The sequence below is a fragment of the Pseudomonas sp. S3_B08 genome (assembly GCF_054667725.1).
The window spans coordinates 2,351,616-2,376,529 of record NZ_CP162750.1; the positions used below are offsets into that span (position 1 = coordinate 2,351,616).

At 59.5% G+C, this 24,914-nt stretch carries 20 protein-coding genes; 11 read left to right on the top strand and 9 right to left on the bottom strand.

What is annotated here, in order from left to right:
• The first annotated feature begins 149 nt into the window (after positions 1 to 149).
• On the top strand, positions 150 to 1,013 hold the full coding sequence (locus AB4N73_RS10645; RefSeq protein ID WP_076562374.1) for a universal stress protein: 864 nt from the start codon (positions 150 to 152) through the stop codon (positions 1,011 to 1,013).
• A 93-nt stretch (positions 1,014 to 1,106) separates the two neighbouring features.
• On the opposite strand, the gene AB4N73_RS10650 is transcribed toward AB4N73_RS10645, so the two are convergent.
• Entirely contained in the window at positions 1,107 to 1,577 is a 471-nt protein-coding gene (locus AB4N73_RS10650) for a DUF1289 domain-containing protein (protein ID WP_024013275.1), read from the bottom strand.
• Between the two features lie 467 nt (positions 1,578 to 2,044).
• Here AB4N73_RS10650 and acnB point away from each other — a divergent pair, with 467 nt between their 5' ends.
• Complete coding sequence (acnB, locus tag AB4N73_RS10655; RefSeq protein ID WP_039763151.1) at positions 2,045 to 4,654, top strand: bifunctional aconitate hydratase 2/2-methylisocitrate dehydratase; 2,610 nt, start codon at positions 2,045 to 2,047, stop codon at positions 4,652 to 4,654.
• 190 nt (positions 4,655 to 4,844) lie between these two features.
• Here the strand turns inward: acnB and AB4N73_RS10660 are convergent, their stop codons facing one another.
• The 3 genes from AB4N73_RS10660 to AB4N73_RS10670 all read right to left on the bottom strand — a co-directional run bounded on the left by AB4N73_RS10660 (position 4,845) and on the right by AB4N73_RS10670 (position 6,731).
• A complete protein-coding gene (locus AB4N73_RS10660) occupies positions 4,845 to 6,125 on the bottom strand; it encodes a serine/threonine transporter (RefSeq protein ID WP_122881407.1) in 1,281 nt (426 codons plus the stop codon).
• Between the two features lie 254 nt (positions 6,126 to 6,379).
• Positions 6,380 to 6,550: a hypothetical protein gene (locus AB4N73_RS10665; RefSeq protein WP_163032915.1), complete on the bottom strand. Its 171-nt coding sequence runs from the start codon at positions 6,548 to 6,550 to the stop codon at positions 6,380 to 6,382.
• Positions 6,551 to 6,599: 49 nt separating this feature from the next.
• Entirely contained in the window at positions 6,600 to 6,731 is a 132-nt protein-coding gene (locus AB4N73_RS10670; RefSeq protein ID WP_460143408.1) for a hypothetical protein, read from the bottom strand.
• A 311-nt stretch (positions 6,732 to 7,042) separates the two neighbouring features.
• Here AB4N73_RS10670 and AB4N73_RS10675 point away from each other — a divergent pair, with 311 nt between their 5' ends.
• The 5 genes from AB4N73_RS10675 to AB4N73_RS10695 all read left to right on the top strand — a co-directional run bounded on the left by AB4N73_RS10675 (position 7,043) and on the right by AB4N73_RS10695 (position 12,509).
• Positions 7,043 to 7,426, top strand: a complete 384-nt coding sequence (locus AB4N73_RS10675; RefSeq protein WP_252876491.1) for a tautomerase family protein — start codon at positions 7,043 to 7,045, stop codon at positions 7,424 to 7,426.
• Positions 7,427 to 7,581: 155 nt separating this feature from the next.
• The gene (locus AB4N73_RS10680; RefSeq protein WP_305380979.1) at positions 7,582 to 8,550 is read left to right on the top strand and encodes a 2-hydroxyacid dehydrogenase; all 969 of its coding nucleotides are present in this window, start codon (positions 7,582 to 7,584) and stop codon (positions 8,548 to 8,550) included.
• A 163-nt stretch (positions 8,551 to 8,713) separates the two neighbouring features.
• Positions 8,714 to 9,781, top strand: a complete 1,068-nt coding sequence (locus AB4N73_RS10685) for a phosphotransferase family protein (protein ID WP_460143409.1) — start codon at positions 8,714 to 8,716, stop codon at positions 9,779 to 9,781.
• Positions 9,782 to 9,818: 37 nt separating this feature from the next.
• Positions 9,819 to 10,586 carry an SDR family oxidoreductase gene (locus AB4N73_RS10690; RefSeq protein ID WP_041480848.1) on the top strand — a complete coding sequence of 256 codons (768 nt, stop codon included), beginning with the start codon at positions 9,819 to 9,821 and terminating at the stop codon, positions 10,584 to 10,586.
• Between the two features lie 951 nt (positions 10,587 to 11,537).
• Positions 11,538 to 12,509, top strand: a complete 972-nt coding sequence (locus AB4N73_RS10695; protein ID WP_056786210.1) for an IS110 family RNA-guided transposase — start codon at positions 11,538 to 11,540, stop codon at positions 12,507 to 12,509.
• Positions 12,510 to 12,893: 384 nt separating this feature from the next.
• On the opposite strand, the gene AB4N73_RS10700 is transcribed toward AB4N73_RS10695, so the two are convergent.
• The 4 genes from AB4N73_RS10700 to AB4N73_RS10715 form a co-directional block, all read right to left on the bottom strand.
• Positions 12,894 to 13,151 carry a DUF1652 domain-containing protein gene (locus AB4N73_RS10700; RefSeq protein WP_123442222.1) on the bottom strand — a complete coding sequence of 86 codons (258 nt, stop codon included), beginning with the start codon at positions 13,149 to 13,151 and terminating at the stop codon, positions 12,894 to 12,896.
• A gap of 140 nt (positions 13,152 to 13,291) precedes the next feature.
• Entirely contained in the window at positions 13,292 to 14,788 is a 1,497-nt protein-coding gene (locus AB4N73_RS10705) for a helix-turn-helix transcriptional regulator (protein ID WP_095180256.1), read from the bottom strand.
• A 201-nt stretch (positions 14,789 to 14,989) separates the two neighbouring features.
• Complete coding sequence (locus AB4N73_RS10710; protein ID WP_460143411.1) at positions 14,990 to 16,273, bottom strand: Zn-dependent hydrolase; 1,284 nt, start codon at positions 16,271 to 16,273, stop codon at positions 14,990 to 14,992.
• A gap of 235 nt (positions 16,274 to 16,508) precedes the next feature.
• On the bottom strand, positions 16,509 to 17,993 hold the full coding sequence (locus AB4N73_RS10715) for an NCS1 family nucleobase:cation symporter-1 (protein ID WP_305380982.1): 1,485 nt from the start codon (positions 17,991 to 17,993) through the stop codon (positions 16,509 to 16,511).
• Between the two features lie 624 nt (positions 17,994 to 18,617).
• On the opposite strand from AB4N73_RS10715, the gene hydA reads away from it, so the two are divergent.
• The 4 genes from hydA (at position 18,618) to AB4N73_RS10735 (ending at position 24,115) form a co-directional block, all read left to right on the top strand.
• Positions 18,618 to 20,057: a dihydropyrimidinase gene (hydA, locus tag AB4N73_RS10720; RefSeq protein ID WP_150635021.1), complete on the top strand. Its 1,440-nt coding sequence runs from the start codon at positions 18,618 to 18,620 to the stop codon at positions 20,055 to 20,057.
• Between the two features lie 155 nt (positions 20,058 to 20,212).
• A complete protein-coding gene (locus AB4N73_RS10725) occupies positions 20,213 to 21,580 on the top strand; it encodes an NAD(P)-dependent oxidoreductase (protein ID WP_460143413.1) in 1,368 nt (455 codons plus the stop codon).
• Complete coding sequence (preA, locus tag AB4N73_RS10730; RefSeq protein ID WP_460143414.1) at positions 21,581 to 22,855, top strand: NAD-dependent dihydropyrimidine dehydrogenase subunit PreA; 1,275 nt, start codon at positions 21,581 to 21,583, stop codon at positions 22,853 to 22,855.
• 117 nt (positions 22,856 to 22,972) lie between these two features.
• A complete protein-coding gene (locus AB4N73_RS10735) occupies positions 22,973 to 24,115 on the top strand; it encodes an IS481 family transposase (protein ID WP_460143416.1) in 1,143 nt (380 codons plus the stop codon).
• A 97-nt stretch (positions 24,116 to 24,212) separates the two neighbouring features.
• Here AB4N73_RS10735 and AB4N73_RS10740 read toward each other — a convergent pair whose 3' ends face one another.
• Complete coding sequence (locus AB4N73_RS10740) at positions 24,213 to 24,833, bottom strand: TetR/AcrR family transcriptional regulator (RefSeq protein ID WP_024013291.1); 621 nt, start codon at positions 24,831 to 24,833, stop codon at positions 24,213 to 24,215.
• Positions 24,834 to 24,914: the final 81 nt, after the last annotated feature.

Here is a 24,914-nt window from a genome sequence, read left to right on the forward strand (position 1 = left end):
GTAAAAGGTGTTCGAGCGAAGGGCGCCGATTATACCGGCCTGTCCGCAGACCACCAGCGGGGGCTGTTGATATGCATCAAGTCGCAGACGTTCGGGTAGCAACTATAGTTGTGCAACGCCGTGCCTTTTCTTTGCTGGAGACTCCGCTCATGCAAGCCATTCGCAGCATTCTGGTGGTCATCGAACCTGAACATGCAGAAAGCCTGGCGCTCAAACGCGCCAAGCTGATCGCCGGTGTCACCCAGGCCCATCTGCATCTTCTGGTGTGCGACAAGAAGCATGACCACGCCGGCCTGCTCAGCGTGCTCAAGGCTGCATTGCTCGCCGAAGGCTACAGCGTGACCACCGAACAGGCATGGAACGAGAGCCTGCATGAAACCATCATCGATGTGCAGCAGGCCGAGGGTTGCGGCCTGGTGATCAAACAGCACTTCCCCGACAGCTCGCTGAAAAAAGCCCTGCTGACCCCGGCCGACTGGAAGCTGCTGCGCCACTGCCCTACCCCGGTGCTGCTGGTCAAAACCGCCGGTTCGTGGAAAGACAAAGTGATTCTGGCTGCGGTCGATGTCGGCAATGCCGACGGTGAGCACCGGCATTTGCACAGCACCATCATCGATCATGGCTACGACATCGCCAGTCTGGCCAAGGCGCACCTGCATGTGATTACCGCGCATCCGTCGCCGATGCTCTCGGCGGCAGACCCGACGTTTCAGCTCAAATCGACCATAGAAGCCAAATACCGCGAGCAGTGCCGGGCGTTTCAGGCGGAGTTCGATGTCGATGACGAGCACCTGCACATCGAGGAAGGCCCGGCGGATGTGTTGATCCCGTTCATGGCGCACAAGCTCCAGGCGGCGGTGACGGTGATTGGCACGGTGGCGCGCAGTGGCTTGTCAGGCGCGTTGATTGGCAATACCGCTGAAGCGGTGCTGGATACGCTGGAAAGCGATGTGCTGGTGCTCAAGCCACAGGAGGTTGAGGATCATCTGGTGGAATTGACGGCAAAACACTGAGGATTGCCATGTCTGACTGGCGCTTTCGCGAGCAGGCTCGCTCCCACATCTGGAATGCATTTCCCTGTGGGAGCGAGCCTGCTCGCGAAGCTTCTAGGCGCCGAAGGCGTCTTTCAGGAAGCCCGGTGCAATGTAGCGCTGATAATGCGCTTCCGACAGCAGGAAGAATTCCCGATCAATGGCATCACGCAGTTCCGGCAGGTTCCAGTCGCGGAATTCCGGCAGCAACACCATCCCGTACGCCTCGAGATTAATGATCACCCGCGCCCCCCGGGCGATCAGCTGATAGGCCCAGCAATATTCCGACTGATGCGGTACGAAGCGGATCTTGCGCTGTTCGAGCTGCTCGCGCAGGCGCGCCGGATCGAAGATCTCGACTTTGCTCGCCATCACTTGTGACAGCAATTGCTCCAGACGCAGCCACACCGCGCGCTTTTCCTCCTCGTTGTATCCGTTCCAATGGATCACTTCGTGATGGAAACGCTTGCAGCCACGGCACACCAGGTCACCGTAAACGGTGGAGCAGAGGCCGACGCAGGGGGTCTTGATGGTCTGATTGGGCATAAATGGGCAGAACACTGAAACGCGGAACAGGCCGGCATGTTAGCCCTTTGTCGGGCATTGATCACCCCTCAAACAGCAAGGTCTCGCCGGCGTCGCAGGTTTGCTCCGGCCGCGCTGATTGCCACGAAAGTCCAATAGAGCGCGACTTACCTTTAAATTTTTTTTGCCGTAGAATCAGCCAGCCTTTTAAGGCGCCAATGTCCGTTAGAAGCTGTTTTCAAAGCGTCACGAGCACAGTCGTTCCTTCAGAGCGGTGTTGGCGAGGGGTTTTTCCAGCGGGGAAAAGCCCAACGCCAACCCTCATCAGCTCCCCGTTCTGCAGGCGTAAAACTTTGAAAGCAGCTTCTGTAAGGAATTGCCGGTAATTCTGGCCGAACGACCCACAACGTCGTGAGGCGCATGAGTACGGCAATTTCGGGATGAGCGTCCCGGACACCCATTTGGGACCACTGATGAGGGTAATAACTGTGCTTGAAGCCTACCGCAAACATATCGAAGAGCGTGCAGCCCTGGGTATCGTTCCCCAGCCGCTTAACGCCGAACAAACAGCAGGCCTGATCGAGCTGCTGAAGAACCCTCCGGCTGGCGAAGAAGCTTTCCTCGTTGACCTGATCACCAATCGCGTACCACCTGGAGTGGACGAAGCCGCTTACGTCAAGGCCGGTTTCCTGTCTGCCCTGGCCAAGGGCGAAGCCACCTCCCCTCTGCTGGACAAGAAACGCGCTGTAGAACTGCTCGGCACCATGCAGGGCGGCTACAACATCGTCACCCTCGTTGAACTGCTGGACGACGCCGAGCTGGCGCCAGTCGCCGCCGAAGAACTCAAGCACACCCTGCTGATGTTCGACGCCTTCCACGACGTCGCCGAAAAAGCCAAGAACGGCAACGTTCACGCCAAGGCCGTGCTGCAATCCTGGGCTGACGGCGAGTGGTTCAAGAAGCGCCCGGTCCTGGCCGACAAGATCAGCCTGCGCGTATTCAAGGTCACCGGCGAAACCAACACCGACGACCTCTCCCCTGCGCCAGACGCCTGGTCGCGTCCTGACATCCCGCTGCACGCCCTGGCCATGCTGAAAATGGCCCGTGACGGCATCGTTCCGGACGAGCAAGGCAAGACCGGCCCGATGAAGCAGATCGAAGAAATGCGCGGCCAGGGCTTCCCGATCGCCTACGTCGGTGACGTGGTCGGTACCGGTTCCTCGCGTAAATCGGCCACCAACTCGGTGCTGTGGTTCTTCGGCGACGACATCCCGTACGTGCCGAACAAGCGCGCTGGCGGTTTCTGCTTCGGCAGCAAGATCGCTCCGATCTTCTACAACACCATGGAAGATGCCGGCGCGCTGCCAATCGAGTTCGACGTGTCGAACATGAACATGGGCGACGTGATCGACCTGTACCCGCACGCTGGCAAAGTCTGCAAGCACGGTACCGACGAAGTCATCACCACTTTCGAAATGAAAACCCCGGTGCTGCTGGACGAAGTCCGTGCCGGCGGTCGTATTCCGCTGATCATCGGCCGTGGCCTGACCGAGAAGGCTCGCGCCGAGCTGGGTCTGCCACCGTTTGACCTGTTCAAGAAGCCGGAAGCTCCGGCTGAAAGCACCAAGGGTTTCACCCTGGCGCAGAAAATGGTCGGCAAGGCTTGCGGTCTGGCAGAAGGCCAGGGCGTGCGTCCTGGCACCTACTGCGAACCGAAGATGACCACCGTGGGTTCTCAGGACACCACCGGTCCAATGACCCGTGACGAACTGAAAGACCTGGCGTGCCTGGGCTTCTCCGCTGATCTGGTGATGCAGTCGTTCTGCCACACCGCGGCTTATCCAAAGCCGATCGACGTAACCACCCACCACACCCTGCCTGACTTCATCATGACCCGCGGCGGCGTTTCCCTGCGTCCGGGCGACGGCATCATCCACTCGTGGCTGAACCGCATGCTGCTGCCGGACACCGTCGGTACCGGTGGTGACTCGCACACCCGTTTCCCGATGGGCATCTCGTTCCCGGCCGGTTCCGGTCTGGTCGCGTTCGCCGCTGCCACTGGCGTCATGCCGCTGGACATGCCGGAATCGATCCTGGTGCGTTTCAAAGGCAAGATGAAACCTGGCATCACCCTGCGTGACCTGGTTCATGCCATTCCGTACTTCGCTATCCAGAACGGTCTGCTGACCGTCGAGAAGAAAGGCAAGAAAAACGCCTTCTCCGGCCGCATCCTGGAAATCGAAGGTCTGGAAGGTCTGACCCTGGAGCAGGCGTTCGAACTGTCCGACGCCTCGGCCGAACGTTCGGCTGCCGGTTGCACCATCAAGCTGTCGAAAGAGTCGATCACCGAGTACCTGCAGTCCAACATCACCCTGCTGCGCTGGATGATCGGCGAAGGCTACGGCGATGCGCGTACCCTGGAACGTCGTGCTCAAGCGATGGAAGCCTGGATCGCCAATCCTGAGCTGATGGAAGCCGATGCCGACGCCGAATACGCCGAAGTCATCGAAATCGATCTGGCCGAGATCAACGAGCCTGTGCTCTGCGCGCCGAACGATCCGGACGACGCCCGTCTGCTGTCCAGCGTTGCTGGCGAGAAGATCGACGAAGTGTTTATCGGTTCGTGCATGACCAACATCGGTCACTTCCGCGCTGCCGGTAAACTGCTGGATCAGGTCAAGGGTCAGCTGCCAACCCGTCTGTGGCTGTCGCCGCCGACCAAGATGGACGCTCACCAGCTGACCGAAGAAGGCTACTACGGTATCTACGGCAAGGCTGGCGCTCGCATGGAAATGCCAGGCTGCTCGCTGTGCATGGGTAACCAGGCACGCGTTGAGCCGAACAGCACCGTGGTCTCGACGTCGACCCGTAACTTCCCGAACCGTCTGGGCGACGGCGCGAACGTCTACCTGGCCTCGGCCGAGCTGGCGTCCGTTGCTTCGATCCTGGGTCGCCTGCCGACCGTCGAGGAGTACATGGAATACGCTGGCAAGATCGACAGCATGGCGGCCGATGTCTACCGCTACCTGTCCTTCGACCAGATCGCCGAGTTCCGTGAAGCTGCTGCGAACGCCAAGATCCCGGTCGTTCAAGCCTAACGCTGCAAGGCCATAAAAAACGCCGCCCATCGTGAGATGAGCGGCGTTTTTTATGCCTGCCGGGCAAGCATTCTGATCGTTCCCACGCTCTGCGTTGGAACGCAGCCCCGGACGCTCTGCGTCCCCATGCGTGACGCAGAGCGTCACAAGAGGCATTCCCACGCAGAGCGTGGGAACGATCAGTGACAGGTCAGACAGCCAGCTTGTAAACCAGCGCCGAAATCGCCACCAGTCCCACCGCGGTAACAAACACGTTCGACGCCTGACCGCGATAGCGCGCCATCGCTGGCACCTTGCGAATCGCGTACATCGGCATCAGGAACAGAATCGCCGCAATCACCGGCCCACCGACGGTTTCGATCATGCCCAGGATGCTCGGATCAAGCGTTGCGACGATCCAGCAGATCACCAGCATGAACGCCGCCACGATGCGATCCAGCGTTTTGGCACCCGGACGTCTGCCGCTCTTGACGATCAGGCCCTTGAGGCCTTCGCTGGCCCCGATGTAATGACCGAGGAACGACTTGGAGATCGCCACAAACGCAATCAACGGCGCCGCAAACTCGATGGTCGGGTTGCTGAAGTGGTTGGCCAGGTACGACAGGATCGAAAGATTCTGCTCTTTTGCCTCAGCCAGTTGCTCTGGCGACAGGGTCAGCACGCAACTGAATACGAAGAACAGCACCAAAATGACCATCAATGCATGAGCGCGCGCGAGGATCTGTGAGCTGCGCTCGTCGGCGTGCACACCGTAACGACGCTTCTGGTCCATCGCGAACGCCGAGATGATCGGCGAATGGTTGAACGAGAACACCATCACCGTAATCGCCAGCCACAGCGTGTGCAGCAGCGCTGACGGCGCCGGCACTTGCGAGGCGGTGGCGAGGATGCCGCCGTTCCAGTGCGGAATCAGGTACACGGCGAGGAACAGCAGCGCAACGATGAACGGATAGACCATCAGGCTCATGGCCTTGACGATCGCCTGCTCACCGCAACGAACCACGGCCAGCAGGCCGAGAATCAGCACGAACGACAGCAATGCGCGCGGTGGCGGCGTGATGTGCAGTTGGTGTTCGAGGAAACTGGCGACCGTGTTGGTCAGGCCGACGCTGTAGATCAGCAGGATCGGGAAGATGGCAAAGAAGTACAGCAGCGTGATCAAGGCACCGGCCTTGATACCGAAATGCTGCTCGACCACTTCGGTAATATCAGCACCTTCGCGACCGGACAGGACAAAACGGGTCAGGCCACGGTGAGCGTAAAACGTCATCGGGAATGCCAAAAGCGCGAGGATCACCAGCGGCCAGAAGCCACCCAATCCTGCGTTGATCGGCAAAAACAGGGTGCCGGCGCCAATGGCCGTCCCAAACAGTCCCAGCATCCAGGTGGTGTCCTGGCGATTCCAGCTCGAAAGTTCAGCGGGTGCTGCTGCGTCGAAGCGCTTTTCGAGGCTATTGGCCTGATCATTCATCCGGTCGGATCTCCGCATTCCGGTCACTTGCCACTCGGTCAGGACGCGTCGGAAAAAACCGACAGACATGCTCCGGCCGAAACAGGGGCGCGATTCTCCGTGATAAATCAATGCAAGCAAAGACTTAGCTGAGGAATGGTTGTGCGGAGCAGATCCAAGGATGGTCGTTTATGGAAAAAACAAGGTCGTTTATGGATACGTCGGATGCCGCAAACGGATACGTTTTGTACCCACCCATGCGTCATCGAATGCGCCTAGAGCGATATGCCGAGCATGAAACCCAATAAAACGCAGTACAGCCCGAAGCCGAAAAGCAACCAGAGCTTGCCATTTTCGCGCTTGTCTCTATTGCGCACCGCTTCGTCATATTCTGCGAACTCTCGCTCAATTTGCTCCAGTCGTGCCTTACGGTCATATGTGCTCATACTGATTAACCTTTGAATAATGCGCCTGACGGTTGTGAAGCATGAAGACTCACAACTTGAAGAAAAACCCTGCCACTGCGGTGATTGCAGTCAAGACTCCACCAAACACTGCAATTGGATAGAGCTTCGTCTCCCTTGATAACTTTTTCTCTTCAGCCTGAAGCTTTTTCCATTCAGCCACGAGTTTCCTTGATTCGTTTTCCAGCCTGTCTAGCTCCAGATTTTCGCGATCGTTATGGAACGTTTGCCCTCCTTGGCTGCTGGCGGATCGGTGTCAGCATTTGCATGCACATCGACGGCTATCGTCATGCCCTTATCATCAAACTGTTCCATTCACGCTGACCAGCAGACGCATCTGCCATCCCCGTAGGCAAAATCCGCGATTCACGTAAGCCTCCTCATACGAGTGGTCCGCAATATTCCAGACCAACTACCTGCCAGAACTCCGCCATTGATCTAGCGTGAGAGAAGCCATAACCCAAGGAGCCTCCCATGCCACTGGTCCGCGTCGACATCCAGCAAAACCCAGACCCCACTTTCGCCAGGCGCATCGGCGAACAGATCTACGCCGCCCTGCGCACCTGTATCGATGTGCCCGAGCACGACAACTTCCAGATTCTCAACGAGCACGACGGCCAGCACTTCGTGTATGACCCGCAATACCTCGGCATCGAGCGCAGCGACGGCGTGGTGTTCATCCAGATCACCATCAGCGAAGGGCGCAGCGTGGAAAAGAAGCAGTTGCTGTTCAAAACCATTGCCGAGAGCCTGCATGCGCAACTGGGTATTCGCCTGGAGGATGTGTTCATCAATCTGCTGGAGGTAAAGAAAGAGAACTGGTCGTTTGGCAACGGCATTGCGCAATACGTGAGCTGATTCGCAGCGCCCATGCCTGCGTGCTTGCTTGTTCCACGAACCCGTCCAGAATCAAAGCACCACTGCGCGAATGCAACGATTGCCAAGCCGCTGCGGATTCAGCACTCTGAGTCGACTTTCGCGACCCACCCGCCGCCAATCACAGGAGCCGCGCAATGCCCGCAACCGTTCTGGTACTGGTTGAAACGATCAATGACTATCTGCCGATTCTTGAGCATCAGGGATTCCACCTGATCCTCGCACCAACGCCAGCCGAACGTGCGCAAGCCATCGCCACCCATGGCAGTCGCATCGATGCCGTGCTCACTCGCGGCCCACTGGGCCTGACTGCGCAAGAGATCAGCGCCCTGCCCGCCCTGAAAATCATCACGGTGATCGGCGCCGGTTACGAACAGGTCGATCTGCAAGCGGCCAGTGACCGTGGGATCACCGTCACCAATGGCGCCGGAGTCAACGCCTCGTCAGTGGCCGATCATGCGATGGCGTTGCTGCTGGCATTGGTCCGCGACATCCCGCGCTGCGATGCAGCCGTGCGCCGCGGTGAATGGCCGAAAATCATGCGCCCGTCGCTGGCCGGCAAGCGTCTGGGCATCCTCGGGCTGGGCGCCGTGGGCATGGCGATTGCCAAACGTGCGGAGCTCGGGTTCGACATGCAGGTCAGCTACCACAGCCGCCAGGTGCGCAGCGAAGTCGCTTATGCGTTCTGCTCGACACCCACCGATCTGGCGCGAGCCTCGGACTTCCTGGTCGTTGCCACGCCCGGCGGCATTGGTACGCAACATCTGGTGACGCGAGCAGTGCTCGATGCGCTCGGCCCCAAGGGTTTTATCGTCAACATCGCCCGCGCCAGCGTTATCGCAACGGCAGACCTGATCACCGCACTTGAGCAACGTCGTATCGCCGGCGCAGCGCTGGACGTGTTCGATCACGAACCGGAAGTGCCCGACGCCCTGAAACACCTCAGCAACGTTGTGCTAACCCCACACGTCGCCGGGTTGTCCCCTGAAGCCACGCAAGGCACCGTTGAACTGGTGGGGAAAAACCTGATGGCGTTTTTCTCCGGGCAACCGGTGCTGACTCCCGTCGCCTTGCCGCCCAAGTTGAACAACCAGCGCGTGCATTAACGCGCGTGGCATCGTCGAACCGCGCCGATCTTTGCCCCATTCTCAAAGTTGATTATCCAGCAACACGCTAACCTATAAGACCGACCCGCGCTTGTGAGCACCCGAGCGCGCTATTAGATTAGCCAATGATGTCTGGCCTCCAAAATAAGCAGAAGGGATAAGCATGGCGCTTACTGACCAGTCCACCCGGATCCGCGCAGGCGAAGAACTTGATGCCAGCCTGATCGATCCGTACCTCAAGGCGCACATTCCCGGCCTGACCGGCACGCCGCAGATCAGCCAGTTTCCTGGCGGCGCGTCGAACCTGACCTACCTGCTGGAATACCCCGAGCAAGAATTCGTTCTGCGCCGTCCGCCGTTTGGCCACAAAGCCAAATCCGCCCACGACATGGGCCGTGAGTTCCGCATTCTCAACCGATTGCGCGACGGCTTTCCGTATTGCCCGAAGGCCTACGTGCATTGCACCGACGAAGCCGTTATCGGCGCCGAGTTCTATGTGATGGAACGGGTCAAGGGCATCATCCTGCGCGCTGAACTGCCGCCGGAGCTGGGCCTCGACTCGGCGAAAACCGAAGCGCTGTGCAAAAGCTTCATCGACCGGTTCGTCGAACTGCATCGGGTCGATTACAACGCCTGCGGCCTCGGCGATCTGGGCAAGCCTGAAGGCTACGTCGCCCGGCAGATCAAGGGCTGGAGCGAGCGTTACGAAAAAGCCCTGACCCCGGACGCGCCGCACTGGGAAGCGGTCAAAGCCTGGCTCAACTACAAGATGCCGGCCGACCACCCGACGTCGAGCATCGTCCACAACGACTACCGCTTCGACAACGTCATTCTCGACCCGGCCAATCCGATGCAAATTATCGGCGTGCTCGACTGGGAACTGACCACCCTCGGCGACCCGCTGATGGATCTGGGCAACACCCTCGCCTACTGGATCGAAGCCGGCGACCCGGCACCGGTGCAACTGATGCGCCGCCAGCCAAGCCACGCGCCGGGCATGCTGACCCGCCGCGAATTCGTCGACTACTACGCCGAGCGCTCGGGCATCCGCATCGACAATTTCGACTTCTACTACACCTACGGCCTGTTCCGCCTGGCCGGCATCGTGCAGCAGATCTACTACCGCTTCTACCATGGCCAGACACAGGACAAACGCTTCGCGCAGTTCATTCACATGAACAAACTGCTGGAGCAGATGAGCCTGCAGGTCATTCAGAAATCCAGCCTCTGATCCGGGCCAATAACAAGACTTTCAACAAGGGAAACCCATGTCCAAGACTCAGTTGTTCGACCTCGACGGCAAAATCGCTTTCGTCTCCGGCGCCAGCCGTGGCATCGGAGAAGCCATCGCCAAACTGCTGGCCCAGCAAGGCGCCCACGTGATCGTCTCGAGCCGCAAGCTCGAAGGCTGCCAACACGTCGCCGACGCCATCATCGCCGCCGGCGGCAAGGCGACAGCCGTGGCCTGCCACATCGGTGAGATGGAGCAGATCAGCCAGGTCTTCGCCGGGATCAAGGAACAATTCGGCCGCCTCGACATCCTGGTCAACAACGCCGCGACCAACCCGCAATTCTGCAACGTGCTCGACACCGATCTGGGGGCGTTCCAGAAGACCGTCGATGTGAACATTCGCGGCTACTTCTTCATGTCGGTCGAAGCCGGCAAGCTCATGCGCGAAAACGGTGGCGGCAGCATCATCAACGTCGCCTCGATCAACGGCATCTCGCCGGGCATCTTCCAGGGCATCTATTCGGTAACCAAAGCGGCGGTCATCAACATGACCAAAGTCTTCGCCAAGGAATGCGCGCAATTCGGCATCCGCTGCAACGCCCTGCTCCCCGGCCTGACCGACACCAAATTCGCCTCGGCGCTGGTCAAGAACGATGCGATTCTGAAACAGGCACTGACCCAGATCCCGCTCAAACGCGTAGCCGATCCAAGCGAAATGGCCGGCGCGGTGCTGTACCTGGCCAGCGATGCGTCGAGCTACACCACTGGCGTGGCGCTGAATGTGGATGGCGGGTTCCTGTCCTGATATCCAGGGCAAATTGCTAACCCGTGTGGGAGCGAGCCTGCTCGCGAAAGCGTTGTGTCAGTCAGCTATGTTTTGACTGATACCACGCATTCGCGAGCAGGCTCGCTCCCACAGGGTCACTGCTGGGTTCCAGGCTTCGTGCAATCGAGGAATCGCGAATCTTATTGGGTTATGCAACGCGTAGTGGTGATGTGGCGCGTCACCTGCCCATCCACATACACATCCCCGGCAACCTCAGTATTTTCCAGCACCTCACACCGACGTTCCGGCGGTGGCGGCGGCGCGACAGGCGCAGGGGGTGGAGGACTGGCACAACCGGCCAACAAAACTGCAAGAAAAACCAACGGCAATACGCGTTTCCCAGGATTATTCATAGGACGACCCGCGGTAAAGAGAGACAAACTCCCGCAACCCAACCGGCCACGGAAGACCTGACCACTCATTCTTTATAGCTGAGCGCCTTGTTAGCGCCAGTGGATTGGGGAGATTGGCTGGTTTGGGCTGTCGGTTTTTGCGGGGATTTTCCGGCAGAGGGCTGGATTGGGATGATGGTTGTCGGCGAGGGCCTCATCGCGAGCAGGCTCACTCCCACAGGTTTGATCGAGTGAGTTCAGTAACAACCAGGTCGGCTGTCAGGCCGCCTTCGCGAGCAGGCTCGCTCCCACAGAAAATCAAAATCAAAATCAAAAGATCGCAGCCTTCGGCAGCTCCTTGTATCTCGACTAACGCTCCGTCAGGAGCGATAGTTCTCGACTGATCATCGAGGGAGGGACTTGGAAGCCGCGCAGCTCCTTAGGCTTTTTGCCTGTGACGTAGATCGTGCTCCAGCCCTCCACACTCACTCGTACAGTTCGCACGGTATCTTGGGCCCGCCTGCGGCGAGAGCCCGCATTCGCAAGGTTGGACAGAGTGACGTGATGATCGCAACAGGGAACAAGTGGAGAAACGATCATGTCCGGTTTCGTTGGCGTCGACATCGCAAAGAACACCTTTGATATCGCTACACACCAGCCCAACGGCAAGCACAAAACCAAGGCCAAGCTGGCCAACGATCCAAAGGGCTTTAAAGAGTTTGAGGCGTGGCTAGAAAAAAACGCCGAGCGTTCGGCCCTGATCGTGATGGAAGCCACCAGCGTCTACCACTTGGAGCTCGCGGAATTCGTTTACAACAAAGGCTTCCGGGTCTGCGTCGTGAACCCGGCTACGACCAAAGCGTACGCTGACAGCGAACTGCGCCGCATCAAGACCGATAAAAGCGATGCCAAACTGATCGCCGACTTTGCCCGGGAAAAGGATCAAAAACTTCACCCATGGGCGCCTGAGCCGCTGAAATACCGCCAGTTAAAAGCAATGGTGCGCCGCCTGGATGACCTTCAGGAAATGGAACAAATGGAGCTTAATCGTCTGGACGTTTCCGACGAAAAGGTCAAAGACTCGATCAACTCCGTTCTGCGCCATATCGAAAAAGAGATCGTAGAAACGCATAAGGCGATCAAAAAACACATCGATGACGACCCGGATATGCGTCAGATGCGGGATCTCATCGTAACCATCGACGGCATCGGACAAAAAACGCTTGAACGATTGCTCGCCGAACTGGGTGACTTGCGCAAATACAGTGATCCTCGCCAACTGGTCGCTGCTGCAGGGCTCAATCCAAAGCTGCAGGAATCAGGAAAGCTCAAAGGTCACACCCTGATCTCAAGAGTAGGGTCAGCACGGCTGCGTGCAGGCCTTTACATGCCTGGCATGGTGGCGCTGAAACACAATAAGGCGATCAAGGCGATGAAAGAACGCCTGGAAGCCAATGGCAAGGCCCCCAAGCAGATCATCTGCGCAGCAATGCGCAAGCTGCTGCACTTCGTTTACGGAGTGCTCAAGTCAGGACTGCCATATGACCCGAAACTTGCGCTTGCCCGGTGAGGCTCAAGACGGTATCTACACACGATGAGCGTTAGCTCAAGTACCGCTTTTGATCTTGGAGCCCGTCGGCAGGCTGAGTGGAGGGATTGATCCGGGCGTGGGAGCGCAGCGACCGTACGACGCAGTCGTACACAGCGAGTGTAGGTGCAGCGAAGCAAACCGGAGCCGCTGCGCCAGGATCGATCCCGGAGCGAAGGAACCCCGAGCCTCAGCGAGCGGGCCGAACGTCAGGGCGAAGACCTTTTGGTTCCTTTTGGGGCGTTTGCCAAAAGGGACTCGCCGTAAGGGCGAAACCGCCAGCCGCAACACCCAAAAAAACGGATATACACCCACCCCCCCCCCCAGAGCATGGCCGGCCCAAAGGCCGCCAAGACCAAAGCGCGCTTAAGCCAAATCCGGATCCCGCGAAGAACGCAAGGAATTGCTCTCAAGCTCATACCGCAACTCCCCCACCAACGCCTCGACCGCCCCAGGCGTACGCAGCGAAGCCAGATCCAGCCCGCTGATCACCAGATCCACCTGCCCCGAATCCCGGTGATACAACTTGACCGTCAGCGAATGATCACCATCCACCGAACACTCACAAGCCAGCGGCGCAAAACTGTGCTCGAGCCGAGCGCGCAACTGCGCAAGATTCATCATTGACGTTGTTCCTATGACTGTTTCAAAAGGGGCACGATCGCAGGCCCGAAATGGCCCACACCGCACCCCACCAGCCTAAGAACACAACGCCTTGGCCAATACATGAATTTGCACCCTTGTAATTAGTGCATTTGCACCCCTCAGCGCTGGCCCTTGGTGCCCCACTCTCCCGAAAACAAACCGCGCTCTCGAGCCCAGACGATCGCCTCGCTGCGGCTATGCACATCGATTTTCGAGTACACGGTGGCCACATGATTGCGCACGGTATTGGGCGCCAGCTTCAACCGCGCAGCGATCTCCTTGTCTGCCAGACCTTCACAGATCAAGCCCAGGACATCGCGCTCACGGGCCGTCAGGTCAGTGAATGAGGCACTGGGCAGCTGCGGCGAGTTGATCTTCTTCACGTTGGCCAGCTTCTCGATCAGCGTTCGGCTGAACCACGACGCATCCTTCATCACCTCTTCAATCGCCGCGACCAGCTCAAGCTCAGTGCGCTTGCGCTCGGTCATGTCCATCAACACCAGCAGATAGCAGGACGTGTCGTGAATGTTCACGGTGTCAGCCGAGACCGCACACTCCAGCAACTCCTCGTCCTTCTTGCGCACGGGCACGTCGACCCGATCGACCCGACCGTTCTTCGCCAGCGCCGACAGCAGGCGCGTGCGCGCGCTGTCATCGTGGATGAAGCTCAGCTGCGTCACGGTTTTGCCGAGTACGTCATCGCTGTCATAGGCCAGGGTATCGAGGAACGCCTGATTGACATCGATGACCTCCTGCTTGTCAGCGGTGCAGATCAAAATCGGTACCGGAGTCAGACGAAAAGCCTTGGCAAAGCGCTCCTCGCTCTGACGCAAGGCCACTTCGACCCGGCGCCGAGGCTCCATGTCGACGAAGGAGAACAGCATGCAATTCTCGTCATTGAGCAGCAGCGGCTGACCGGCAACGATCACCTGTTTACTGCCACCGTCGGGAAGGCGCAACTCCGCCTGCATTTGCGGAATGGTCGCGACATCGCGCAAGCGCTGGACAGCCAGATCGCGCTGATCCGCCTGCTCGAAGATATCGATTTCGTAAGCCGAAGTGCCGATCACCTGATCGCGGGTATAGCCGGTCATTTCCAGAAAGCCCGGGTTGACCTTGATGTAGCGCAAATCGCTGAGTCGGCAGATCACTGCCGGTGCAGGGTTGGCATTGAAGGTTTTTTCGAAACGCAGCTCAGCATTGGCCCAATCGGTGACGTCGCTCATGATCAGCACCAGCGACTCGGGCTGGCCGACGCGGTCGGTCAGGACCATGCTGCGCACACTGTGCACCCAGACCCGCTCCGGGTCGTCCACGGACGAAACTTCGATCAGCACATCATTGAACGCCTCGCAGCGGGCGACGCGGCTGATCGGGTAGTTGTCCGGCGGCAAGACATGATTATTGCGATAGCGCAGCGTGAAGCGTCTGGCGTACTCGTCGGCGTTACTGCCCAGATCACCGATGGTGCTGACACCGTGCATGGTCAGCGCCGCTTCGTTGGCCCAGAGAATGCTTTTGTCGAGTTCCAGCAGAATCACCCCGTCCGACAGCCCGGCAATGATCTGCTGCAACTGGCGACGGTTGGTTTCGGTGGTCAGGACTTCCTGGCTCATTGGATCTCCACACTGTGATGCGGCTAGGTGAAGAGTACGACCGCGGCGGCTCGGGATCGTGCCACAACCCCAAAATCGCCAAAAAACCCCTGTGGGAGCGAGCCTGCTCGCGAAAGCGCTGGGTCAGACAGACCATTCGGTGACTGACCCGGCGCATTCGCGAGCACGCTCGCTCCCACAGGTTTACTGGGTGTGTTTACCTTAGGCGGCACGCTCGCTGGCCGCCACCATCGCCGACGCCGCGAGCATCGCCCGCAACAACACCGCGCACCCCGCTGCCAGATCATCCGGCGCGGCATTCTCGATTTCGTTGTGGCTGATCCCGCCCTCGCATGGCACAAAAATCATTCCCGCCGGGCCGAGCTCGGCGAGGAAAATCGCGTCATGCCCGGCACCACTGACGATGTCCATGTGCGACAGACCCAGCCCTTTCGCAGCACCGCGCACCGCTTCCACGCAGCCTTTTTCGAAGTACAGCGGCGGGAAGTCGGCGGTCGGGGTCAGTTCGTAGGTAAGGCCGTGCTCTTCGCAGGTCGCCTCGATCACTTGTTTCACTTCGGCAATCATCGAATCCAGCCGCGCCGGCTCCAGGTGGCGAAAATCCAGAGTCATGCGCACTTCGCCGGGAATCACGTTGCGCGAGCCGGGATAGGCTTGCAGGCAGCCGACCGTGCCACAGGCGTGGGGCTGATGGCCGAGGGCGGCGCGGTTGACGGCGCCGACGATCACCGAGGCACCGACCAAGGCGTCCTTGCGCAGGTGCATCGGCGTCGGGCCGGCGTGGGCTTCGACGCCGCGCAATTTCAGGTCGAACCACTTCTGCCCGAGCGCGCCGAGTACCACGCCGATGGTTTTCTCTTCGTCCTCGAGAATCGGGCCTTGCTCGATGTGCGCTTCGAAATACGCGCCAATCGCGTGCCCGCTAACCTTGCGCGGGCCGGCGTAGCCGATAGCATTCAGTGCTTCGCCGACCGTGACGCCGTCGGCATCGACCTTGGCGAGGGTTTCTTCGAGGGTGAATTTCTCGGCGAAGACCCCTGAGCCCATCATGCACGGGGCGAAGCGTGAGCCCTCTTCGTTGGTCCAGACCACCACTTCCAGCGGCGCTTCGGTTTCCACGCCGAGGTCGTTGAGGGTGCGCAGCACTTCGACGCCGGCGAGCACGCCGAAGCAGCCGTCGAACTTGCCGCCGGTGGGCTGGGTGTCGATGTGGCTGCCGGTCATCACTGGCGGCAGGCTCGGGTTGCGCCCGGCGCGCCGGGCGAAAATGTTGCCGACGGCATCGACCGTGACGTTGCAACCGGCGTCCTTGCACCACTGCACGAACAGGTCGCGCGCCTGGCGGTCGAGGTCGGTCAGGGCCAGGCGACAGACGCCGCCCTTGACCGTGGCGCCGAGTTTCGCCAGTTCCATGAGCGAGGCCCAGAGGCGATCACGGTTGATGTGCTGATGGGTGGATTGCAGAACGTCTACGGCTGCGTTCATGGGGATCTCCTCAATGCTGATGCCGATAGTGCCCATGCTCTGCGTGGGCATTCATCCATGGACGCTCTGCGTCCGCTGTTGGGACGCGGAGCGTCCCGGGCTGCATTCCCACGCAGAGCGTGGGAACGATCAGTTTCGGCGGTGTATGGAGCATCGCCTTCGCGAGCAGGCTCGCTCCCACAGTGAGAATGCATTTCCAATGTGGGAGCGAGCCTGCTCGCGAAAAGGCCCTTGCTCACACCGCTGTTTTCACGGCAGAAGGCTGCGCCCGCATCACGCACAACCCGTAATAAATCACCCCGCCCAACGCCGAGCCGGTGAACCAGCCATAGCTGTAGAACCAGCTGAACGCGTCGCTGCCCAGCGACAGCAGAGTCAGCGCCACCGGCACGCCAAAGGCGAGAAAACCGGCCCAGTTCCACGCCGGATACACGTCATCGCGGTACAGCCCGGCGAGGTCCAGTCGCTGTTTCTTGATCAGGAAATAATCCACCACCATGATCCCGGCGATCGGCCCGAGCAGGCTCGAGTAGCCCAGCAGCCAGTTTGAGTACACGGTTTCCAGGCTGATGTCGGAAACGATCAGGCCAAGCTTTTTCAGCAGTTCATGGCCCATCAGCACCAGCCCGACCAGACCGGTGAGCAACACCGCTTTGGTGCGGTTGATCACCTTCGGCGCGATGTTCTGGAAGTCATTGGTTGGCGAGACGATATTGGCGGCGGTGTTGGTCGACAGTGTGGCAACGATGATCAGCGCCATGGCCACCGCCACCCACACCGGGCTCTGGATATGGCCGATCAGCGTGACCGGGTCGGACACGGTGACGCCGACCAGTTTCACCGATGCGGCGGTCATCACCACGCCCAGCGCAGCGAAGAGGAACATGGTCAGCGGCAGACCGAAAATCTGCCCGAGGATCTGATCCTTCTGGCTCTTGGCGTAGCGACTGAAGTCGGGAATGTTCAGCGACAGCGTGGCCCAGAAGCCGACCATTGCCGTCAGCCCTGCCGCGAAATAACTGACCACGCTGGCGCCTTCCGGACGCTTGGGCGGGATCGCCAGCAATTCAGTCATCGACACATTGGGCATCGCCCACACCAGCAGGCCTATGCCCACCGCCACCAGAAGCGGCGCGGACAAGGTTTCCAGCCATTTGATCGACTCGGCACCGCGAATCACCACCCACAGATTCAGCGCCCAGAACACCATGAAACCGATCACCTCGCCGGTGCCGCCGAGGGATTTCCAGCCCTCGAACACCGAGCCGAGAAACAGGTGAATCGCCAGTCCGCCGAACATGGTCTGGATACCGAACCAGCCACACGCCACCAACGCGCGGATCAGGCACGGCACGTTGGAACCGAGAATGCCGAACGACGAGCGCAGCAGCACCGGAAACGGAATGCCGTACTTGGTGCCCGGGAAGGCGTTGAGGGTCAGTGGAATCAACACAATGACGTTGGCAAACAGAATCGCCAGCAGCGCTTCGCCGACGCTCAAGCCGAAATACGCGGTGAGCACGCCGCCGAGGGTGTAGGTCGGCACGCAAATCGACATCCCGACCCACAGCGCGGTGATGTGCCATTTGTTCCAGGTGCGTTCGCGCACCTTGGTCGGTGCCATGTCGTGGTTGTAACGGGGGCTGTCGAGGACGTCGTTGCCGGCTTCGAGCTCGAACAAGCCGTCGCGCTCGGTCACTTGTGATCTGGTCTGTTGCATGGCCGCTCCACTGTTCTTCTGATTATTTTTTGCTCATCAGGCGGCGAGCGCATACGGCGCCAGCCGGACGATGGCCGGAGGAACTGACAACTTTCACGCACCGGCCATGGTGTCAGCGGCGGCATCAATAAACGTGCCGGGTCTGGCGCTGAACGCTTGGGCGGTGCACTGCACGCTTTGCAACTTTCTGATATTCATCAGTTTTAATTGAATATTCGCTGAGTCCGGGAAAACTTGTCTGAACGCTCAGGCTAAACGTCGGGCAAGTTGTCCGAAGTGTCAGGACTCAAACTGGTGCACTGCATTTATTTTTGTCGGTGAACCCGCAACCGCAGCACAACTTCAAGCGGCTGATTTCACATAGGAAATCTTGCTCATATTTCCATCCTGTCAAGTGCGTCAAAATGGTGAGCGCCCTACCCATTTTGGTGATTTCTCGTTTTTATCTTTATTTATCAATAGCTTGAAACAGCTATAAGCTTATAAAAAATATTCTTGATCATTCTTGAAATCGCGACTAGTTTCTATTCCTGACAGCGATGACAGGAATACGAACTGCGCCGCTGTACTTCAATAAAACATTTAGAACCGGCACAAGTCGGTCATGCCTGCGAGGAATCCGGAATGTCTCTGTTGATCCGTGGCGCCACCGTTGTTACCCATGATGAAAGTTACCGCGCCGACGTCTATTGCGCTGACGGCGTGATCAAAGCCATTGGTGAAAACCTCGACATTCCCGCCGGCGCAGAAGTGCTCGACGGCAGTGGCCAGTACCTGATGCCCGGCGGCATCGATCCGCATACGCACATGCAGTTGCCGTTCATGGGCACCGTTGCCAGTGAGGACTTCTACAGCGGCACTGCAGCCGGCCTGGCCGGCGGCACCACCTCGATCATCGACTTCGTTATTCCCAATCCGCAGCAATCGCTGATGGAAGCGTTTCATCAGTGGCGCGGCTGGGCGCAAAAGTCTGCGTCGGACTATGGCTTCCACGTCGCGATCACTTGGTGGAGCGAGCAGGTGCGCGAGGAAATGGCCGAGTTGGTCAGCCACCACGGCATCAACAGCTTCAAGCATTTCATGGCCTACAAGAACGCGATCATGGCCGCCGACGACACTCTGGTGGCGAGTTTCGAGCGCTGCCTGGAACTCGGTGCGGTGCCGACTGTGCACGCAGAAAATGGCGAGCTGGTCTATCACCTGCAACGCAAGTTGATGGCTCAGGGCATTACCGGGCCGGAGGCGCATCCGCTGTCGCGGCCTTCGCAGGTCGAAGGTGAAGCCGCGAGCCGGGCGATCCGTATCGCCGAAACCATCGGCACGCCGTTGTACCTGGTGCACGTTTCCACCAAGGAAGCCCTCGACGAAATCACCTACGCACGCAGCAAGGGCCAGCCGGTTTACGGCGAGGTCCTGGCCGGGCACTTGCTGCTCGACGACAGCGTCTATCAACACCCGGACTGGCAGACCGCCGCCGGCTACGTGATGAGCCCGCCGTTCCGTCCGCGCGGCCATCAGGAGGCGCTGTGGCACGGGCTGCAGAACGGCAATCTGCATACCACCGCCACCGACCACTGCTGTTTCTGCGCCGAGCAGAAAGCTGCCGGGCGCGACGACTTCAGCAAGATTCCCAACGGCACCGCCGGCATCGAAGACCGCATGGCGGTGCTTTGGGATGAAGGGGTCAACTCCGGGCGATTGTCGATGCAGGATTTCGTCGCGCTGACCTCCACCAACACAGCGAAGATTTTCAATCTCTATCCACGCAAAGGTGCGATCCGCGTGGGCGCCGATGCCGATCTGGTGCTGTGGGATCCGCAAGGCACACGGACCATTTCCGCCAAGACCCACCATCAGCAGGTGGACTTCAACATCTTCGAAGGCAAGACCGTGCGCGGTGTGCCGAGCCACACCGTCAGCCAGGGCCGCGTGGTCTGGGCCGACGGCGACCTGCGCGCCGAACGCGGCGCCGGACGCTACATCGAACGGCCGGCCTATCCGGCGGTGTTTGATTTGTTGAGCAAGCGGGCGGAGTTGCACAGGCCGACGGCGGTGAAACGCTGACAGCCAGGCCTTCGGCCTTCGCGAGCAGGCTCGCTCCCACAGGTGAGCGCATAGCAAATGTGGGAGCGAGCCTGCTCGCGAAGAGGCCCTCCCTGACGCCATAAAACCACTGCCCACCAGAGGCAGCACCTCAATTAGCCATGAGGCCATAAACCGTGATCGAGACCCTGAACCACCTCCCCCATCCGCACGAAAGCGCGGCCGCCCTCGCCGGCCATTTCACTGATCTGGCGCCGCCGCTCAATGCCCGGCAAGCGCACCTGGAAGCCTCGCGCTGCCTGTATTGCTACGACGCGCCTTGCGTCAATGCGTGCCCCAGCGAAATCGATATCCCGTCGTTCATCCGCAACATCCATCAGGACAACGTACAGGGCGCGGCGCAGAAGATCCTTTCGGCAAACATCCTCGGCGGCAGTTGCGCGCGGGTCTGTCCAACGGAAATCCTCTGCCAGCAGGCCTGCGTGCGCAACAACGCGCAGGAATGCGCACCGGTGCTGATTGGTCTGCTGCAACGCTATGCCGTAGACAACGCGCATTTCGCCGAACACCCGTTCCAGCGCGCCCCGGCCACGGGCAAACGGATCGCCGTGGTCGGCGCCGGGCCGGCCGGGTTGTCTTGCGCTCATCGCAGCGCAATGCACGGGCATGACGTGGTGATTTTCGAAGCACGGGAAAAGGCCGGCGGGCTCAACGAATACGGCATCGCCAAGTACAAACTGGTCGACGATTACGCGCAGAAGGAGCTGGACTTTCTCCTGCAGATTGGCGGGATAGAAATCCGCCACGGCCAGAAACTCGGTGTAAATCTTACTCTCAGCGAACTGCATCAACAGTTCGACGCGGTATTCCTCGGCCTCGGCCTGAATGCCAGCAAGCAACTCGGTCTGGCCCACGAAGACGCGCCGGGCCTGCTCGCCGCCACCGATTACATCCGCGAACTGCGCCAGGCCGATGACCTCACGCAGTTGCCCTTGGCCGAACGCTGCATCGTTCTCGGCGCCGGCAACACCGCGATCGACATGGCCGTGCAGATGACCCGCCTCGGCGCGCGCGACGTCAATCTGGTGTATCGCCGTGGTGCGGCAGACATGGGCGCCACCCACCATGAGCAGGACATCGCCAAAGCCAATCAGGTGCGGTTGATGACCTGGGCGCAGCCGGAGCAAGTGTTGCTCGATGATCAGGGCCGCGTGCGCGGCATGCGTTTCGCCCGCACCGATCTGGTTGACGGGCGTCTGCAAACCACCGGAGAAACCTTCGAACTGGCTGCCGATGCGATCTTCAAAGCGATCGGCCAGAGCTTCGATGACAGCGCTCTCAGCGATCCGCTGGCGCGCGAACTCAAGCGTCAGGGCGAACGCATCGCGGTCGATGAACACCTGCGCACCAGCATCCCCGGCGTGTATGCCGGCGGCGACTGCACCAGCCTCGATCAGGACCTCACCGTGCAAGCAGTGCAGCACGGCAAACGCGCCGCCGAGGCGATCAACGCTCAACTGATGCTCAACGTGGAGGCTGCGTAAATGGCCGATCTCTCGATAGTCTTCGCCGGTATCAAAGCGCCCAACCCGTTCTGGCTGGCTTCCGCGCCACCCACCGACAAGGCCTACAACGTGGTCCGCGCCTTCGAAGCGGGCTGGGGTGGCGTGGTCTGGAAAACCCTCGGTGAGGATCCGGCGGCGGTCAACGTTTCCTCGCGTTATTCGGCGCATTACGGTGCCAATCGCGAAGTGCTGGGCATCAACAACATCGAACTGATCACCGACCGCTCGCTGGAAATCAACCTGCGCGAAATCGCCCAAGTGAAGAAGGATTGGCCGGATCGCGCGCTGATCGTGTCGCTGATGGTGCCGTGTGTCGAGGAGTCGTGGAAACACATTCTGCCGCTGGTCGAAGCCACCGGCGCCGACGGCATCGAACTCAACTTCGGTTGCCCCCACGGCATGCCCGAACGCGGCATGGGCGCGGCGGTCGGCCAAGTGCCGGAGTATGTCGAACAGGTGACGCGCTGGTGCAAGACGTACTGCTCGCTGCCGGTGATCGTCAAACTCACCCCGAACATCACCGACATCCGCGTCGCTGCCCGGGCGGCGCATCGTGGTGGCGCCGATGCGGTGTCGCTGATCAACACGATCAACTCGATCACCAGCGTCGACCTGGACCACATGGTCGCCCTGCCCACCGTCGGCAGCAAAAGCACCCACGGCGGTTATTGCGGTTCGGCGGTCAAGCCGATTGCGCTGAACATGGTCGCGGAAATCGCCCGTGATCCGCAGACCCAGGGCTTGCCGATCTGCGGCATCGGCGGCATCGGCAGCTGGCGCGACGCGGCGGAGTTCATGGCGCTGGGCAGCGGTGCGGTACAGGTGTGCACGGCGGCGATGCTGCATGGTTTCCGCATTGTCGACGAGATGAAGGACGGCTTGTCGCGGTGGATGGACAGCCAGGGTTACGCCAATATCGCCGAGTTTTCCGGGCGCGCCGTGGGCAACACCACGGATTGGAAGTACCTCGATATCAACTACCAGGTGATCGCAAAGATTGACCAGGAGGCGTGCATTGGTTGCGGGCGTTGCCACATCGCTTGTGAAGACACGTCACACCAGGCGATCGGCAGTTTGAAACAGGCCGACGGTACGCATAAATATGAAGTGATCGATGAGGAATGTGTGGGCTGCAATCTGTGCCAGATCACCTGCCCCGTGGCCGACTGCATCGAGATGGTACCGATGGACACGGGCAAGCCGTTTCTGGACTGGAATCATGATCCGCGCAACCCCTATCACGTTGCAGTCTGAAAAAACCCCTCACCCTAGCCCTCTCCCTGTATGTACCGGACACATGGTGGACAGGTGTTCGGAGACATGGTGGACACTTTTTAATAGGCACATTGCTCATCATCAAGGAAATGACCTGTGTCCTGGCAAGAGGCATCCACCATGCAACTTCGTACAGAGTTTGTGCATTTGGCTCGGCAAGAAGGGGTGAATATTCGGCAGCTTTGCCGTCGATTCAATATCAGCCCAAGTACTGCCTACAAATGGCTCAACAGGTTTGAAACCTCGGGTGCAGAGGGCTTGCACGATCAGTCCCGGCGACCAAAAACATCCCCCAAACGTTGTGCTGATGAGGTTGAGCAGCAAATTTTGACCATGAGTCAGCAATACGAGGCTTGGGGCGCCCGCAAGCTCAAGCGCGTGCTGGAAGATGAAGGCGCTGTGATGCCCTCCGTCAGCACGGTGCATGCGGTTTTGCAGCGTCATTCGCGTGTTGATCCAAAGGCTGCCGAGATCAAACCATTTATCCGCTTTGAGCACGAGGCGCCTAACGATCTATGGCAGATCGACTTCAAGGGACATTTCAGTCTGAGCCACGGACGTTGTCATCCATTCACAGCCCTGGATGATCACTCACGCTTTTCGCTGTGCATTGCCGCATGTGCCAATGAACAGCGCCAAACGGTAAAGGACCATCTAATCCGGTCGTTTCGACGCTACGGCCTGCCGTTGCGCATGACGATGGACAACGGCTCGCCATGGGGCGATCAGACAGGCGTTTACACCGCGCTGGAAGTCTGGCTGATGAGCCAGGGCATCAAGGTCGGCCACTCCCGGCCTTATCACCCGCAGACTCAGGGAAAACTGGAGCGCTTCCACCGCAGCCTGAAAAATGAAGTCCTGCAAGGCCGGTTTTTCACCGATCTCGACGACGCACAACGGGCGTTTGATACCTGGCGCGACATCTACAACCAGAAACGCCCTCATCAGGCGCTGGGCATGGCGGTGCCGGCGACTCGTTACAGTGGCAGCCCACGGGAATATCAGGAGCAACCGGCGGAGCCGGAGTACAACGACGCAGATGTGGTCAGGAAGGTACAGGTGGGAGGCGAAATCTTCTGGAGGAATCGGGAATACAAGATCGGAAAGGCTTTTTATGGCAGGTGCATAGCGATCAGGGAGACGACGGAGGACGGCATCCACGATGTCTACTGGAGTAGACATCGTGTCGCTCGAATCGACTTGAACTTGCAGATCGTGACGGCAGGTAAGAAGATCTAAAACCCTCCACCATGTCTCCGAACATGTGTCCACCATGTCCCCGGTACATACACTCTGGGAGAGGGCTGGGGTGAGGGTAAGCCCTTGATGGTACTCTTCAAGGCTCCAGCCCGATCCCGCGCAAAATCACACCTGTCACGGTCTGCACCGCCCGCTCGAACTGCATATCCGACAACGGCTGGTGATCATTGAGAATGTTCACCTGATGATCAAAGTCCGCGTAATGCTGCGTCGACGCCCAGATCATGTACAGCAACCCCGACGGCTCCACCGGCAGAATCCGCTTGTCCTCGACCCACTGGCGAATCTTCGCCTCCTTCATCTTCGCCCAGTCATACAGGCTCGCATCCAGCGCTTCGCCCAGGGTCGGCGCGCCGTGGATGATCTCGTTGGCCCAGACTTTCGAGCCGTAGGGCCGGCTGCGTGAGTGGTTCATCTTGGCGCGGATGTAACTGCTCAGCACCACGCGCGGGTCGTCGAACATCTCGAAGCACAGCGCGTCCTGCTTCCACACTTCCAGCAGATCGAACAGCACTGCGCTGTAAAGCTCGCTCTTGGTGCTGAAGTAGTAATGCAGATTGGAACGCGGCAACTGCACTTCGGCAGCGATGTCCGCCATGGCGGTGCTGCCGAAGCCTTTTTCGGCGAAAACCTTTTCCGCCGCCAGCAGGATTTTCTCGACGTTACTGCGGCGAATCTCGATCTTGTGATTGCCCATGTGGGCTCCCTGACAACAGCGTTGCGCAAGACTAGCATCCGCTCTGATCCGGGCGCGACCGCCGCCAACAAAACTTCACAG

Excerpts from the sequence above, each read along its gene's own strand:
- AB4N73_RS10695 (WP_056786210.1), top strand. The coding sequence starts at position 11,538 with ATGTCCGGTTTCGTTGGCGTCGACATCGCAAAGAACACCTTTGATATC.
- AB4N73_RS10660 (WP_122881407.1), bottom strand. The coding sequence starts at position 6,125 with ATGAATGATCAGGCCAATAGCCTCGAAAAGCGCTTCGACGCAGCAGCA.
- AB4N73_RS10715 (WP_305380982.1), bottom strand. The coding sequence starts at position 17,993 with ATGCAACAGACCAGATCACAAGTGACCGAGCGCGACGGCTTGTTCGAG.
- AB4N73_RS10680 (WP_305380979.1), top strand. The coding sequence starts at position 7,582 with ATGCCCGCAACCGTTCTGGTACTGGTTGAAACGATCAATGACTATCTG.
- AB4N73_RS10705 (WP_095180256.1), bottom strand. The coding sequence starts at position 14,788 with ATGAGCCAGGAAGTCCTGACCACCGAAACCAACCGTCGCCAGTTGCAG.
- AB4N73_RS10685 (WP_460143409.1), top strand. The coding sequence starts at position 8,714 with ATGGCGCTTACTGACCAGTCCACCCGGATCCGCGCAGGCGAAGAACTT.
- AB4N73_RS10700 (WP_123442222.1), bottom strand. The coding sequence starts at position 13,151 with ATGATGAATCTTGCGCAGTTGCGCGCTCGGCTCGAGCACAGTTTTGCG.
- AB4N73_RS10645 (WP_076562374.1), top strand. The coding sequence starts at position 150 with ATGCAAGCCATTCGCAGCATTCTGGTGGTCATCGAACCTGAACATGCA.
- AB4N73_RS10650 (WP_024013275.1), bottom strand. The coding sequence starts at position 1,577 with ATGCCCAATCAGACCATCAAGACCCCCTGCGTCGGCCTCTGCTCCACC.
- AB4N73_RS10675 (WP_252876491.1), top strand. The coding sequence starts at position 7,043 with ATGCCACTGGTCCGCGTCGACATCCAGCAAAACCCAGACCCCACTTTC.
- AB4N73_RS10665 (WP_163032915.1), bottom strand. The coding sequence starts at position 6,550 with ATGAGCACATATGACCGTAAGGCACGACTGGAGCAAATTGAGCGAGAG.
- AB4N73_RS10690 (WP_041480848.1), top strand. The coding sequence starts at position 9,819 with ATGTCCAAGACTCAGTTGTTCGACCTCGACGGCAAAATCGCTTTCGTC.
- AB4N73_RS10710 (WP_460143411.1), bottom strand. The coding sequence starts at position 16,273 with ATGAACGCAGCCGTAGACGTTCTGCAATCCACCCATCAGCACATCAAC.
- AB4N73_RS10740 (WP_024013291.1), bottom strand. The coding sequence starts at position 24,833 with ATGGGCAATCACAAGATCGAGATTCGCCGCAGTAACGTCGAGAAAATC.
- hydA (WP_150635021.1), top strand. The coding sequence starts at position 18,618 with ATGTCTCTGTTGATCCGTGGCGCCACCGTTGTTACCCATGATGAAAGT.
- preA (WP_460143414.1), top strand. The coding sequence starts at position 21,581 with ATGGCCGATCTCTCGATAGTCTTCGCCGGTATCAAAGCGCCCAACCCG.